The organism is Flavobacterium sp. C4GT6 (assembly GCF_036347315.1).
Classification (GTDB): domain Bacteria; phylum Bacteroidota; class Bacteroidia; order Flavobacteriales; family Flavobacteriaceae; genus Flavobacterium.
In genome coordinates this window covers 261072-273732 of record NZ_JAZGZU010000001.1, presented here as the reverse complement: position 1 = coordinate 273732, position 12661 = coordinate 261072, and the positions used below count along the sequence as shown (strand labels likewise).

The window sequence follows — 12661 nt, the reverse complement described above, 5'->3', positions numbered from 1 at the left end:
ATGAAAATTTTAGCAAACGACGGAATTTCCAAAAGCGGTATTATAGCTCTTGAAGATGCCGGATTTGAAGTAATAACAACAAAAGTAGCACAGGAACAGGTAGCTAATTACATTAATAAAAACGAGATTAGCGTAATTTTGGTAAGGAGTGCAACACAGGTAAGAAAAGATATTATTGACAATTGCCCAAGCCTTAAAATAATAGGTCGTGGTGGTGTTGGTATGGATAATATTGATGTGGAATATGCCCGTGAAAAAGGCATTCATGTAATCAATACCCCAGCTGCTTCATCTGACTCGGTTGCAGAACTTGTTTTTGCCCACCTTTTCTCAGGCGTACGTTTCCTATATGATTCTAACAGGCTTATGCCGCTTGAGGGCGACAGTAACTTTAACAGCCTTAAAAAGAGTTATGCGGCTGGTACCGAACTTAAAGGTAAAACACTAGGTATTATAGGGTTTGGTAAAATAGGTAAGTCTGTAGCACGTATCGCCCTTGGATTAGGTATGCGAGTAATTGCTTCAGATAAATTTATTGGCAATGCTGAAATCAGGGTAGACTTCTATAACGGTCAGTTTATTAATGTTGAAATAAGTACAGAGCCTATTGAGGATATTTTTAAGCATGCCGACTTTATTACCCTACACGTACCTGCACAGGATGGTCACCTTATTGGTAAGACTGAACTTGAATCTATGAAAGACGGTGTTGGTATCATTAACGCATCTCGTGGTGGTATTATTGATGAGGTTGCCCTTGTTGATGCTCTTGATAGCGGTAAGGTTGCCTTTGCCGGACTTGACGTGTTTGAGGAAGAGCCTAAACCGGCTATACAGGTATTAATGAATCCTAAAATCTCATTAACACCACACATTGGGGCTGCTACCCTTGAGGCTCAGGATCGTATTGGTACAGAGCTTGCCGAACAGATTATAAGTATTTTGAAAACAGCAAATAGCTAAGATTAAAAATCTTAATTAACAGAAAAGCACCCTATCGGGTGCTTTTTATTTTTTAACTTTATACCTGTATGATCAAAAGTCATATAGCTATGAAAAATTACATTGCACTTTTCGGAATATTTTTGCTACTTGTATTGAGTTGTAAAACACAAAATGATATTAAGGCTATGGAACCTATGTCTTTCTCTACAGATACTACCGCCATAGCTAATGACACTGTGCGAATTGCAAACGATGAGTTGGAATATGAAATTACCATTATAGACCCGGGATTTAATTCATGGTTATATTCCAGGGCAAAACCAAGGGGATATTACTCACAACAATATTTGGAAAACAAAAACAGGTTATGGGTAGTACAATGGAATATAAGAGCAATGCAGCCACAACGTTACGGAGACCTATACCTTATGCAAATAGATTATGCCCCCCGAATAGACTACGGATATGAAGTAAACTATATGCTATACAATTATTTGGTATATTTTCAGTTAACAACAGGACAACGCCTTGGAGGTATTGTACCTAAAACTTAAATCAAGTATATTTGTCTTTTAACCCTTTTCATGGAAAAATTAAAAAAGCGCTGGGGTATTACCAGTAATTTCCAACTCATAGTAATATTCATTGTTTTTGCCATAACTGGCTCAACATCGGCATATTTATCTAAACCAGTAATAGAATGGATAGGTATCTCTAAAGATGCCATGTCTCCTTGGCTGTATATACCACTTCGACTACTTATTATCTTTCCGGTATATCAGGTATTACTGGTATTTTTCGGATTTGTATCCGGTCAGTTTAAATTCTTTTGGAACTTCGAGAAAAAAATGCTCCGTAGCATGGGGCTTGGTTTTCTATTTAAAAATAATAAAAGCTCTTAATTAGGAGCTTTTATTTTATCACTTATATTAATTTAATTATTCTTTAAGTTTAGACTTATAATTCTTTTTAAGCTTACTAAGTTTAGGCTCAATCACTGCCTTACAATACGGTTGATTAGGATTTAAGGCATAATAATCCTGATGGTAATCTTCTGCCGGATAAAACTCTGTAGCCTCGCTAACCTTAGTAACTATCTTCTTATCAAATATTTTTTGATCTTCCAGTAGCTTGATAAAGTTTTCTGCTTTAGTCTTCTGCTCAGGAGTAGTATAAAACACCTCACTCCTGTATTGCGTACCTATATCGGCCCCTTGCCTGTTTAGCGTAGTAGGATCATGAGTCGCAAAAAAGATTTCAAGTAAATCCTCATAAGCAATTTCATCAGGGTTATACGTAATTTTAATAGCCTCGGCATGTCCTGTTGTACCACTGCAAACCTCTTTGTAAGTTGGGTTCTTTGTAGTACCTCCTATATAACCGGAAACTACTTTATCCACTCCTTTTAAATCGGTAAAAAATGCCTCAGTGCACCAAAAGCATCCTCCTGCAAATATGGCAGTCTCTAACTTGCTGTTATCCATTTGTTTTAAATCTCCTTTCTTTAATTCTTCTTTGTTGTTATCTGTTACTGCTGTCTCGGGTTTTCCCTGGCAGGAAAGTGTAAAAACAGCCAGTGCTAGCATCATAATTCTTTTCATTGTATGCAGTTTTCAAAGTTATACAATCATTTTGTTACAATCTGTTTTTAAACAGATTTTACACTATTTACATACGAAATATTGTGCCAAAAAAGATTTATTTTTATTTAAATTGTTTGTTTCTTTGTGAAAACCCGAATTAATGATACAGGCAAAAAATATTCATAAATATTACGATTCCCTTCATGTACTTAAAGGCGTGGATTTACATATTAAAAAAGGAGAAGTCGTTTCTATTGTAGGAGCATCAGGTGCCGGAAAAACAACCCTACTGCAAATATTGGGAACACTAGATAAACCTAAATCAGAGAACGGAACCTTACTACTTATTGATGGTGAAGACGTACTGAATATGAAAGACAAAGCCTTATCAAAGTTCCGAAACCTTAAACTCGGTTTTATTTTCCAGTTTCACCAGTTGTTTCCTGAATTTACAGCTCTTGAAAATGTATGTATACCTGCGTTTATAGCAGGGAAACAAAAAGCAGAAACGGAAGCAGAAGCTAAAAAACTACTTGAGTATTTAGGGCTATCACACCGAATAAACCACAAACCGGGAGAACTATCGGGTGGTGAACAGCAACGTGTTGCTGTAGCACGAGCGCTTATAAATAAACCTGCCGTAATTTTTGCCGATGAACCTTCGGGAAACCTTGACACCCATTCTGCCGAGAACCTTCATAACCTATTCTTTAAGTTAAGAGATGAAATGGGACAGACTTTTGTTATTGTTACCCATAATGAGGAACTGGCAAATATGGCTGATAGAAAACTAGTTATGAGTGACGGAAAGATAATTTCGGGACACTAAAAATGGAGATCTCTCTGATGAATGAAAAAATGAATGTGGAGGAGCTTAAATCATTCCTTGATGAAAAGGTAATTTTATACAACAATCCTGATTTTATTGATACCGACCCAATACAGATCCCGCATCGATATACCTTAAAAGAAGATAAAGAAATAGCCGGATTCCTTGCCTCTACCATTGCCTGGGGTAATCGTAAAATGATTATTAACAGTGCCAATAAAATGATGAACTTGATGGGTAACAGTCCGTATGACTTTGTTATGAACCATAATGAAGATCATTTGGATAATTTGGAAGGCTTTGTACACCGCACATTCAATTCGGTAGACTTTGCCACTTTTATGCGGGCATTACAGAATATTTACAAAAATCATGGCGGACTCGAAATGCTTTTTGCTAAACATCAAAATACAGATGGAATGCAACAAAGTATAAGTGAGTTTAAAAAAGTTTTCTTTGAAATAGCCCATCAGTCACGTACACAAAAACACGTATCCGATCCCTTAAACGGTTCGGCAGCAAAAAGAATCAATATGTTTTTACGATGGATGGTTCGTAACGATAACGCAGGTGTCGATTTGGGTATATGGAACAAAATATCACCTTCACTCCTATCCTGCCCGTTAGACGTACATTCGGGCAATGTAGCTCGGAAACTGGGTCTACTTAATCGAAAACAAAACGATGCTAAGGCTCTAAAAGAACTGGATACCCAATTGCGTCATTTAGACCCTACCGACCCTGTAAAGTATGACTTTGCTTTATTTGGGCTTGGTGTGTTTGAAGGGTTTTAAATTTAATTATGAATAGAAAAATTATATATCTGACTATAACATTTAGTGTAATTTTATTTACACTAATTATATGTAATATATTAAATATTATCGGTATTTACCGCATACCTACCAGTGCTAATGAACCAACAATAAAAACAGGCTCAGCTATTTTTATCTCAAGGTTAAAAAAAGCTGAATTAGGTAATTTCATAGTTTTTGAAAGAGAAAGTAACTCGTATTTATACAGGCTTGTAGGAGAAGAAAATGATACTATTGAAATTAAGGATGGTACTTTATATCGTAACAGTAAAAACTTTGACAATCAATACAACCTTAATCACAGTTACCTTATAGATATTAATGAAATAAAAAAACTTCCGGGAAAGCAACGAAATTATTTCACACAAAGAGGATTTCCTGTATTAATAGAAAACAATTACCTTCATATTACTGCTGAAGACAGTGTAATGCATAAAGTAAAGTTCCCCTATAAAAGAATACTTGATACGGTACCCGATAAATTTATTACAGATATTTATCAACAAAACTGGAATAGAGACAATTTTGGCCCAATAGTTATACCTGCTAATAAAGTATTTGTTTTAGGTGATAACAGAGAAAATGCCATGGACTCCAGATATATTGGATTAATTGATGAAAGCGATATAAAAGGAACTTTGATTAGATAAATACACCTGTTACACACTACAGATCCTGTAAAGTACGACTTCGCTTTATTTCAGCTTGGTGTGTTTGAAGGATTTTAGTTAAATTGCAGTGTATCAAACAAATCCTTACCTATATGAGATTACTTACTGCATTACTATGTCTGCTTTTCAGCTTTCACTCCTATTCACAGGAACCAAGCGTATATTTTTATAATCACAAAGGAGAGTCTATTGATAAACAAACGTTTATTGACAGTTTAAAAGTTCCTAATCATAAATATGCTTATAAACTCATTGAAAATGATACCGCCGTATTAGGTAGTTTGTTTTTGAGAGAAGAGATAAACATAATTACGCAACAAGACCGAAAATCTCTAATAAAAGAACTTGAATTATTAAGCGGGCAAAAAATTAAAGATAGCCAGACTATAGTTATTGATTTTTTCTCATTACCTTCAAAAAACGATACGAGTTATGATGGCTTCTTCTATAAATACACGAAAAACCGTTCCTATTTAAGATTCTTTAAAAAGAATTACGGTTATGTACATTTTTTCGTTTCACAAAAAGATTATATACTAGATGGATTTATAGAAGATAAAAATAATTATCTGCTCAAAAATCTATTTTCAAATTATGAAGCCTCTTATGGCAATTACATTATAATAAAGCCTAACGGACATTATTTGAGAAGACTTGATGAACACAGGCAGGATGAAATAATCGATAAAATAAAAGGAGACTGGTAGTCTCCTTTTATTTTTATTTAGATAAAGTTTTTTTTGAAATATATCTCACTAAAAAGAATATGCATACTACAAAAAGTAGGAGGAACAGTATACAAAGTAGCTGCCACATTCCAAGACCAAAAGAAAATCGGTTACTGTTGTTTCCATTATTTAATACATTATTCTAAAATTGATTTGTAGAGAGTGTAATTTTCGTAATCAAAACAAACGAATATCACTTTATCAATTACATGATTATTACCCTGTTTATTTCTTAAAGCTACACAGGCATCAAGTACTGCCGCTCCGCCTGCTCTATGTATGGCACCATCAACTCCACCACCACCCAGCAAAGAAGAATTAGCTGCATTGACAATAGCATCTCGGCAGTGATTTTTGTTATATCACCCTTAATAAGCTCTATTTTATTCATGATTAAATTTTCCCGTAATACATTGCTTTTACTATACCGTCTGACAGACCTATTTTCGGTACATAAATATTACGTGCACCACTCCATTTCATAGCATTAAGATATATACGGGTGGCATATATAATAACGTCTGCCCTGTCGGGGTTAAGCCCTAACTCGGCAATGCGCTGCTCATAAGTAAGCGTATTAAGAAACTGATACTGAGAATTAATATAAAAATAGGATAATGGTAAATCCTGTTTTTTACCCGAAAGTTTAAACAGCTTGTTGATATTACCACCAGAACCTATAAGGGTAACATTATCAAATGGCTCGGTTACAGTTTTAATCCACTTTTCTATCTCTACCCAAACCAAATCGTTCACCATATTGTTTAGCAAACGTACCGTACCATTTTTAAAAGATTTTGAAGCTATGATCTTACCGTTATCAAAAAGAGAAAATTCGGTACTACCACCACCTACATCCACAAAAAGATATGTTTGGTCGGGCTTTATAAAAGTATGTAAATCGGTCGATGCTATAATAGCAGCTTCCTTTTTACCATCAATAATATCTATTTTGATTTCAGCTTCCTGTTGAATCAGTTCTGCCACTTCATTACCGTTAAAAGCCTCACGCATTGCTGATGTAGCACATGCCATATACCTTTCAACCTTATGTACCTTCATAAGTAATTTATAAGCCTTCATGGCATCTACCATACGCTCTATATTATCGTCACTTATTTCGCCAACTGTAAAGGCATCCTGCCCTAAACGTATGGGAACGCGTACTAAAGAACTTTTATTGAATTGTGGTGCTTTTCCTTCCTGCTCTACAATATTGCACACCAAAAGCCTCATGGCATTTGATCCAATATCTATCGCTGCATATTTTTTTATGTTAATCATTCGCAATAAGAACCCCGCGCTCTAAGCCCGAAGTTTTATAATTTAAAAATTATCGAAAACTACTTCCAGTTTATCCCTGTAATAGTTATAGGTTTCAAGCTGTGCCCTGAATACTTTTTCTTCAGGACGTTTTCTGTACCTGTTTTCAAGGTTTTCAGAATGCAGCCTTGCTTTTACATTACCTTTCCAGCCAATTTCAAAAGTATCTATAAGTTCCTGTTTTATATCCTCATCATATATAGGGCAGGTAACTTCTACCCTTTCGTCAAGGTTACGGGTCATAAAATCGGCAGAAGAGATAAACACTTCCGGCTGTCCGTTATTCCCAAAAATATAAACCCTCGAATGTTCCAGGTAATTATCTACAATACTTATAGCCTCAATATTCTCGCTCATACCTTCCACGCCCGGGATAAGACAGCAAATACCTCTTATTACAAGCTGTATTTTTACTCCTTCCCTGCTGGCTTCATACAATTTGTCAATCATTTTATAGTCGGTAAGGCTATTCATTTTTAGTTTGATAAAGGCCTCTTTTCCGGCTATCGCATTAAGTATCTCCCTGTCTATCAGTTTATAGAACTTAGACCTTGTATAATGCGGCGATACAAACAAATGCTTGTAGCGATGTATTCGGTAATTTACATCAAAAAAGTCAAATATTTTGTTTACATCCTTTAATATTTGCTGATGATAGGTAAACAAAGTTACATCGGTATAAATCTTAGCTGTAGACTCGTTAAAGTTACCTGTAGATATAAATCCGTAACGTTTTATTTTTCCTTTCTCAACACGCTCAACCACACAAATTTTACTGTGAACCTTAAGCCCTTTTACTCCGAAAATAAGGTTGATTCCTTCCCTTTGCATCTGCTCTGAATAAGAAATATTACTAGCCTCATCAAAACGTGCCTGCAGCTCAATTTGTACAGTAACTTTTTTACCATTTTTAGCTGCATTGATTAGGGAACTGATAATCTGGGAATTTTTAGAAAGCCTGTAAAGGGTAATTTTTATCGAAATTACCTTTGGGTCCAGCGCTGCTTCCCTTAAAAAACGAATGATATAAGAGAACGACTGGTATGGAGCGTTTAACAGATAATCTTTTTCTTTTATTTTATCAAGAATACTACCGTCAAGACTTAACCCGGGTACAGGTAGTGGTGGATTTTGCTTGTAAAGCAAATCATACCTGCCCAAGTTAGGGAAACTCATATAATCCCTCCTGTTGTGGTAACGACCACCGGGAATAATACTATCCGTAGCATCAATCCCCATTCGGGTAAGGAAAAAGTTAAGCGTATCTTTCTCTATTGACTGATCGTAAACAAATCGTACCGGTTCACCAATCCTTCTTTCTTTTACCCCTTTGGAAATTTTTTCCATCAAACTCTTGCTCTGATCACTGTCTATTTCCAGCTGAGCATCACGGGTAATTTTAATCATGTGTGCAGATACACTCTCATAATTAAAAATACTGAAGATATTGTGGAGGTTATAACGGATAACGTCATCTAACAAAATAACATAGTGCTTATCGTTATTAGACGGTAATACCACAAAACGGTTTACTGTTTTAGGCATTTCCACAACGGCATAACGCACTTCCCTTTTCTTGTTACTGTCATCATCAATTAAAGTTCCGTCAGGCCCCTTAATTTGTTTAGGCTTAATAACAAGTTTAACGGCAAGATAACCTGCCGCGTCTTTAAGTAACGGGAATTCGTCAAGATCATTAAGGATAATAGTCACCAACTCCGGACTAACCTTTTGGATAAAGAAATCTTTTATAAAGTTTTCCTGTTCCTTGGAAATTTCGGTCTCGTTGATAATGTAAATATTTTCCTGCTGAAGTTCCTGTTCAATAACACTTAATATCCTTAAGCTTTCAGACTGTTGTTCAATAACAATCTCGGTAATATCCTTAAGCAATTGCTGTGAGGATATACCGCCCAAAAGCTTCTCTCCGGTTTGCCCTGCTAAGCTTAATCGCCTAACTGCAGCATACCGAACCCTGAAGAATTCGTCTAAATTATTGGAAAATATACCTAAAAATCTAAGTCGGTCTAATAATGGGACTTTTTCATCAGCTGCTTCCTGTAATACTCTCGCATTAAAGGCCAGCCAGCTTTTTTCCCTGTCAATATACCGGTTTACCGGTGTGTGATGGTGAATCATATTTTTTTAACTCTCTTGGAAAAACTGTTTTTTGGGTTTTACCTTTTTGTATTGCACCCCAGTCGTCTTGCTCAAAAGATATTGAAACAAAACCCGAAGTAGGTACATTATCTAAGGTAACGCTCCCAAAGATATTAACAAAATTAGTAATCGCCTCGTTATGTCCAAAAAGAATTAGGTTATCATATTTGTTATCACAACTTTTTATGATATTCTCAAGCTTTTTTACCTCAAAAGTATAAAGATCGTCTTTAAATACTATATTTTCTATAGGAATTGAAAGAGTCTCAGCAAAAATGTAGGCTGTATTTTTAGCGCGTTGTGCTGTACTGGACCAAACCATAAAAGTTTTTGGTAAGTATCCTGAAACCGCAGAAGCAACAAGATGCGCATCGTCTATCCCTCTTTTAGACAATGGTCTGTCTTTATCAATCAGTGGGGCATCCCAGCTTGATTTTGCATGACGGATTAATATTAAATTTTTCATGGGCCTGCATTTTTAAAATATCTATATATTAAATATCAGAAAAAATAGCTTAATAAAATCCAAAGAATATGTTAATTTTTTATTACGGAGCAAGCCTGTCTGTTAACCAACTGAAATCATCCTGTAGTTTATATCGTATTCTGTCATGAAGTCTGTTTGGTCTTCCCTGCCAAAATTCTACCTCTACAGGTTTTACGATAAAGCCACCCCAGTTTTTTGGGCGCGCAATCTCTTTCCCTTTGTATTCATTTTCAAGATTGTGCAGTTTGTTTTCAAGATAATCACGTGAAGGAATAACTTCGCTCTGTGGCGATACTATAGCCCCAAGCCTACTTCCTTCCGGACGACTTTCAAAGTAACCATCAGATATATTTTCGGATACCTTCTCTGCAACACCTTTTATAATAACCTGGCGTTCAAGTTCATGCCAAAAAAATGAAAGACAGACATTAGGGTTAGCTTCTATAGCCTTTCCTTTTTCAGAATTGTAATTAGTATAGAATATAAAACCTTCGTAAGTAAATTGTTTAAGCAACACCACCCTCGCTTTTGGAAATCCGTCTTTACCTATGGTAGAAACCGTCATAGCATTTACCTCGGCAACAGCTCCAAAATCTTCAACCTCATGAAACCACTTTTTAAAAAGCGATACAGGATCTTCAGGTAAATTCTGTTCGGTTAATTCACCTTTTTCATATGAACGTCTGTAATTACTTAAATCTTCCATTTTTATATCTTTTTAAACTATATATAAACAACAGTTTAAATTTATTTAATTTTTAAATAACAAAATCTAGCTATTGTAATAATCAGAACTCAAAAAACCTGCCGTCATCTGCCAGTTCAACATTTTCAAAAACAGTTTGGGCTTCTTCCTTAAACAATTCAATAGAGTCGTAACGTGTAGAGAAATGCCCTAACAGTAAGTGTTTAGCATTAGCTTTCTTAGCTATAGTTGCAGCCTGTTTTGCGGTACTGTGCATTGTTTTTTCACACAAGTATTCTTCTGTATCTAAAAAAGTACTTTCATGATACAAAACATCTACATTATTAATAACCGGTAATATATCTTCACTATACAAAGTATCTGAACAGAAAGCATAACTTTTTGGTGCAGGAGGATCAAACGTAAGTTCCCTATTTGGTATTACCCTTCCGTCATCAAGGGTGATATCACTTCCGTTTTTTATCTTTTGATAATAACAGGTATCAATATTGTAATCCTCTACTTTTCCTATATGTAGTTTACGTTCGGCAGGTTTTTCCTCAAAGAGGTAACCATTAGTATACACCCTGTGTTTTAACGGGATTGTACGTACTATCACTTTATCATCTTCAAAAACTACCTGAGATTCATTTCCTTCCAATTCATGAAAGTAAAGATTATAGGTTGTCCATGATGCTGACAGTTTTAATTGTACCAATATCATTTCCTTAATCCCCTTAGGACCATGAACATGAAGGTCGTTTTTCCTTCCTAATAATGAGAATGTAGAAATCAAACCTATAAGTCCGTAAACATGATCCCCGTGCAGGTGTGAAATAAAAACATGATTAATTTTAGAAAAACGGATTTTATTTTTCCTGAGCTGCACCTGTGTACCTTCACCACAGTCTATCAAAAACATTCTGTTTTTAATCTCTAAAACCTGTGACGTAGGATTAGTTAATGTTCTTGGAGTAGCGGCATAACAGCCAAGTATGGTGAGATTCATCTGCTTGAATTTTGAAAACAAAAAAGCAGTGTCATTATAAATGCCTTTTTGTTTGCTGTTACTTAGAGTAACAGTATTTATAAATTAAAATTAAAAGCCCAGATCTCTTTCTATCTCTTCCATTTCAATGATATCATGTGCCTCTAAAACTGTAGGCACTACAATCATTTCGTCAGGAACTTCATTAAAGTCAAAATCGCTTACTACCATAACAAACGATTTTTTAGCTTTTCTGTGCTTATTGGATAGTAATAAAAATGATAAAACATCATTTAATCCTAACGTATCCTGAGTAACATCAAGTATGATGTTTAGGTTTTTAAAGGAATTGTATTCACCTTCTATTTTTTCTCTGAAAGAATTAATGTCTCCCTGAGTATCTTTTATAGTAACGGTATGTCCTTTTTCGTCTACTTTCATAAGTTACTGTGCTGTTATAGCTAATTTACAAACAGATAAATGAAAAATACTGTTTTTAAAATAATTTTATGCCTATTGCTTAATTTTAGAGGCTAACAGATAAATAACTGCCATCCTTACAGCAACACCGTTTTCTACCTGGTTTAATATAACAGACTGTTGTGAATCGGCAACATCACTGGTAATCTCTACCCCTCTGTTTATAGGACCCGGGTGCATTATAACAATTTCTTTGTTAAGAGAATCAAGCAACTCTTTATCAACACCATATTGCTGGCTATATTCCCTTGTAGACGGGAAATAGTTTACATCTAAGCGTTCATTTTGTACCCTAAGCATATTAGCAACATCACACCACTCCAGTGCTTTACGCAAATTAGACTCTACTTTTACACCAAGTGATTCAACATATCTCGGTATTAATGTTTTTGGTCCGCAAACCATAACTTCGGCTCCCTGAAGCTGTAATGCAAAAATATTGGAAAGCGCTACCCTTGAGTGAAGAATATCACCTACAATAACCACTTTTTTTCCACCCACATCACCAAGTCTTTCCCTTATAGTGTAAGAATCCAGTAAGCCTTGTGTTGGGTGTTCGTGAGCACCATCTCCGGCATTAACTATACTTGCACTTACATTTTGTGAAAGGAAATGAGCCGCCCCCGGATGTGAGTGTCTCATAACTACCATATCCACCTTCATGGAAAGGATATTATTTACAGTATCTATAAGCGTTTCCCCTTTCTTTACAGATGACTGTGCAGCCGAGAAGCTTATCACATCTGCCGAAAGACGCTTTTGCGCCAACTCAAAAGAAAGCTTGGTACGCGTACTGTTTTCAAAAAATATATTGGCTATGGTAATATCCCTAAGTGAAGGAACTTTTTTAATAGGTCGGTTTATTACTTCTTTAAAATGGTCGGCCGTTTCAAAAATAAGGTCAATATCAGCTTTGTTGATATATTTTATTCCTAATAAATGATTAACGCTTAATTCTTTCATTACT

The 12661-nt window shown here is 35.4% G+C and carries 16 protein-coding genes; 7 read left to right on the top strand and 9 right to left on the bottom strand.

Features of this window, described 5'->3' with window-relative positions; all coding sequences use genetic code 11:
* The 3 genes from V3Z67_RS01235 (at nucleotide 1) to V3Z67_RS01225 (ending at nucleotide 1847) form a co-directional block, all read left to right on the top strand.
* The gene (locus V3Z67_RS01235) at nucleotides 1-963 is read left to right on the top strand and encodes a D-2-hydroxyacid dehydrogenase (protein ID WP_330441606.1); all 963 of its coding nucleotides are present in this window, start codon (nucleotides 1-3) and stop codon (nucleotides 961-963) included.
* Nucleotides 964-1052: 89 nt separating this feature from the next.
* The gene (locus tag V3Z67_RS01230; protein ID WP_330441605.1) at nucleotides 1053-1499 is read left to right on the top strand and encodes a DUF6146 family protein; all 447 of its coding nucleotides are present in this window, start codon (nucleotides 1053-1055) and stop codon (nucleotides 1497-1499) included.
* Nucleotides 1500-1529: 30 nt separating this feature from the next.
* The gene (locus V3Z67_RS01225; RefSeq protein WP_330441604.1) at nucleotides 1530-1847 is read left to right on the top strand and encodes a DUF6787 family protein; all 318 of its coding nucleotides are present in this window, start codon (nucleotides 1530-1532) and stop codon (nucleotides 1845-1847) included.
* Nucleotides 1848-1883: 36 nt separating this feature from the next.
* Here V3Z67_RS01225 and msrA read toward each other — a convergent pair whose 3' ends face one another.
* On the bottom strand, nucleotides 1884-2546 hold the full coding sequence (msrA, locus tag V3Z67_RS01220; RefSeq protein WP_442902253.1) for a peptide-methionine (S)-S-oxide reductase MsrA: 663 nt from the start codon (nucleotides 2544-2546) through the stop codon (nucleotides 1884-1886).
* Between the two features lie 142 nt (nucleotides 2547-2688).
* Here msrA and V3Z67_RS01215 point away from each other — a divergent pair, with 142 nt between their 5' ends.
* The 4 genes from V3Z67_RS01215 to V3Z67_RS01200 all read left to right on the top strand — a co-directional run bounded on the left by V3Z67_RS01215 (nucleotide 2689) and on the right by V3Z67_RS01200 (nucleotide 5550).
* A complete protein-coding gene (locus V3Z67_RS01215) occupies nucleotides 2689-3357 on the top strand; it encodes an ABC transporter ATP-binding protein (protein WP_330441603.1) in 669 nt (222 codons plus the stop codon).
* 29 nt (nucleotides 3358-3386) lie between these two features.
* Complete coding sequence (locus V3Z67_RS01210) at nucleotides 3387-4151, top strand: TIGR02757 family protein (RefSeq protein WP_330441788.1); 765 nt, start codon at nucleotides 3387-3389, stop codon at nucleotides 4149-4151.
* Nucleotides 4152-4159: 8 nt separating this feature from the next.
* Nucleotides 4160-4822, top strand: a complete 663-nt coding sequence (gene lepB / locus V3Z67_RS01205) for a signal peptidase I (protein ID WP_330441602.1) — start codon at nucleotides 4160-4162, stop codon at nucleotides 4820-4822.
* A 113-nt stretch (nucleotides 4823-4935) separates the two neighbouring features.
* Nucleotides 4936-5550: a hypothetical protein gene (locus V3Z67_RS01200; protein WP_330441601.1), complete on the top strand. Its 615-nt coding sequence runs from the start codon at nucleotides 4936-4938 to the stop codon at nucleotides 5548-5550.
* A 158-nt stretch (nucleotides 5551-5708) separates the two neighbouring features.
* Here the strand turns inward: V3Z67_RS01200 and V3Z67_RS01195 are convergent, their stop codons facing one another.
* The 8 genes from V3Z67_RS01195 to V3Z67_RS01160 all read right to left on the bottom strand — a co-directional run bounded on the left by V3Z67_RS01195 (nucleotide 5709) and on the right by V3Z67_RS01160 (nucleotide 12657).
* Entirely contained in the window at nucleotides 5709-5882 is a 174-nt protein-coding gene (locus tag V3Z67_RS01195) for a macro domain-containing protein (RefSeq protein WP_330441600.1), read from the bottom strand.
* An 82-nt stretch (nucleotides 5883-5964) separates the two neighbouring features.
* Complete coding sequence (locus V3Z67_RS01190) at nucleotides 5965-6855, bottom strand: Ppx/GppA phosphatase family protein (protein WP_157484240.1); 891 nt, start codon at nucleotides 6853-6855, stop codon at nucleotides 5965-5967.
* Nucleotides 6856-6897: 42 nt separating this feature from the next.
* Nucleotides 6898-9033: a polyphosphate kinase 1 gene (gene ppk1 / locus V3Z67_RS01185; protein WP_330441599.1), complete on the bottom strand. Its 2136-nt coding sequence runs from the start codon at nucleotides 9031-9033 to the stop codon at nucleotides 6898-6900.
* Nucleotides 8996-9520 carry a SixA phosphatase family protein gene (locus tag V3Z67_RS01180; RefSeq protein WP_330122682.1) on the bottom strand — a complete coding sequence of 175 codons (525 nt, stop codon included), beginning with the start codon at nucleotides 9518-9520 and terminating at the stop codon, nucleotides 8996-8998. Before V3Z67_RS01180 ends, ppk1 begins: the two co-directional genes overlap by 38 nt.
* An 82-nt stretch (nucleotides 9521-9602) precedes the next feature.
* Nucleotides 9603-10247 (bottom strand): pyridoxamine 5'-phosphate oxidase, encoded by a 645-nt coding sequence (gene pdxH / locus V3Z67_RS01175; protein ID WP_330441598.1) that lies wholly within the window; start codon nucleotides 10245-10247, stop codon nucleotides 9603-9605.
* Between the two features lie 82 nt (nucleotides 10248-10329).
* A complete protein-coding gene (locus V3Z67_RS01170; protein WP_330441597.1) occupies nucleotides 10330-11235 on the bottom strand; it encodes a ribonuclease Z in 906 nt (301 codons plus the stop codon).
* A gap of 90 nt (nucleotides 11236-11325) precedes the next feature.
* Complete coding sequence (locus tag V3Z67_RS01165) at nucleotides 11326-11655, bottom strand: ribonuclease Z (RefSeq protein WP_330441596.1); 330 nt, start codon at nucleotides 11653-11655, stop codon at nucleotides 11326-11328.
* Between the two features lie 72 nt (nucleotides 11656-11727).
* Nucleotides 11728-12657 (bottom strand): aspartate carbamoyltransferase catalytic subunit, encoded by a 930-nt coding sequence (locus tag V3Z67_RS01160; protein ID WP_035130867.1) that lies wholly within the window; start codon nucleotides 12655-12657, stop codon nucleotides 11728-11730.
* Nucleotides 12658-12661: the final 4 nt, after the last annotated feature.

Bases quoted from the DNA above. Each gene is read 5' to 3' on its own strand.
- V3Z67_RS01215 (WP_330441603.1), top strand. From the start codon at position 2,689: ATGATACAGGCAAAAAATATTCATAAATATTACGATTCCCTTCATGTA.
- V3Z67_RS01160 (WP_035130867.1), bottom strand. From the start codon at position 12,657: ATGAAAGAATTAAGCGTTAATCATTTATTAGGAATAAAATATATCAAC.
- V3Z67_RS01235 (WP_330441606.1), top strand. From the start codon at position 1: ATGAAAATTTTAGCAAACGACGGAATTTCCAAAAGCGGTATTATAGCT.
- V3Z67_RS01210 (WP_330441788.1), top strand. From the start codon at position 3,387: ATGAATGTGGAGGAGCTTAAATCATTCCTTGATGAAAAGGTAATTTTA.
- msrA (WP_442902253.1), bottom strand. From the start codon at position 2,546: ATGAAAAGAATTATGATGCTAGCACTGGCTGTTTTTACACTTTCCTGC.
- V3Z67_RS01180 (WP_330122682.1), bottom strand. From the start codon at position 9,520: ATGAAAAATTTAATATTAATCCGTCATGCAAAATCAAGCTGGGATGCC.
- V3Z67_RS01225 (WP_330441604.1), top strand. From the start codon at position 1,530: ATGGAAAAATTAAAAAAGCGCTGGGGTATTACCAGTAATTTCCAACTC.
- V3Z67_RS01170 (WP_330441597.1), bottom strand. From the start codon at position 11,235: ATGAATCTCACCATACTTGGCTGTTATGCCGCTACTCCAAGAACATTA.
- V3Z67_RS01190 (WP_157484240.1), bottom strand. From the start codon at position 6,855: ATGATTAACATAAAAAAATATGCAGCGATAGATATTGGATCAAATGCC.
- pdxH (WP_330441598.1), bottom strand. From the start codon at position 10,247: ATGGAAGATTTAAGTAATTACAGACGTTCATATGAAAAAGGTGAATTA.
- V3Z67_RS01200 (WP_330441601.1), top strand. From the start codon at position 4,936: ATGAGATTACTTACTGCATTACTATGTCTGCTTTTCAGCTTTCACTCC.
- V3Z67_RS01165 (WP_330441596.1), bottom strand. From the start codon at position 11,655: ATGAAAGTAGACGAAAAAGGACATACCGTTACTATAAAAGATACTCAG.
- ppk1 (WP_330441599.1), bottom strand. From the start codon at position 9,033: ATGATTCACCATCACACACCGGTAAACCGGTATATTGACAGGGAAAAA.
- lepB (WP_330441602.1), top strand. From the start codon at position 4,160: ATGAATAGAAAAATTATATATCTGACTATAACATTTAGTGTAATTTTA.
- V3Z67_RS01230 (WP_330441605.1), top strand. From the start codon at position 1,053: ATGAAAAATTACATTGCACTTTTCGGAATATTTTTGCTACTTGTATTG.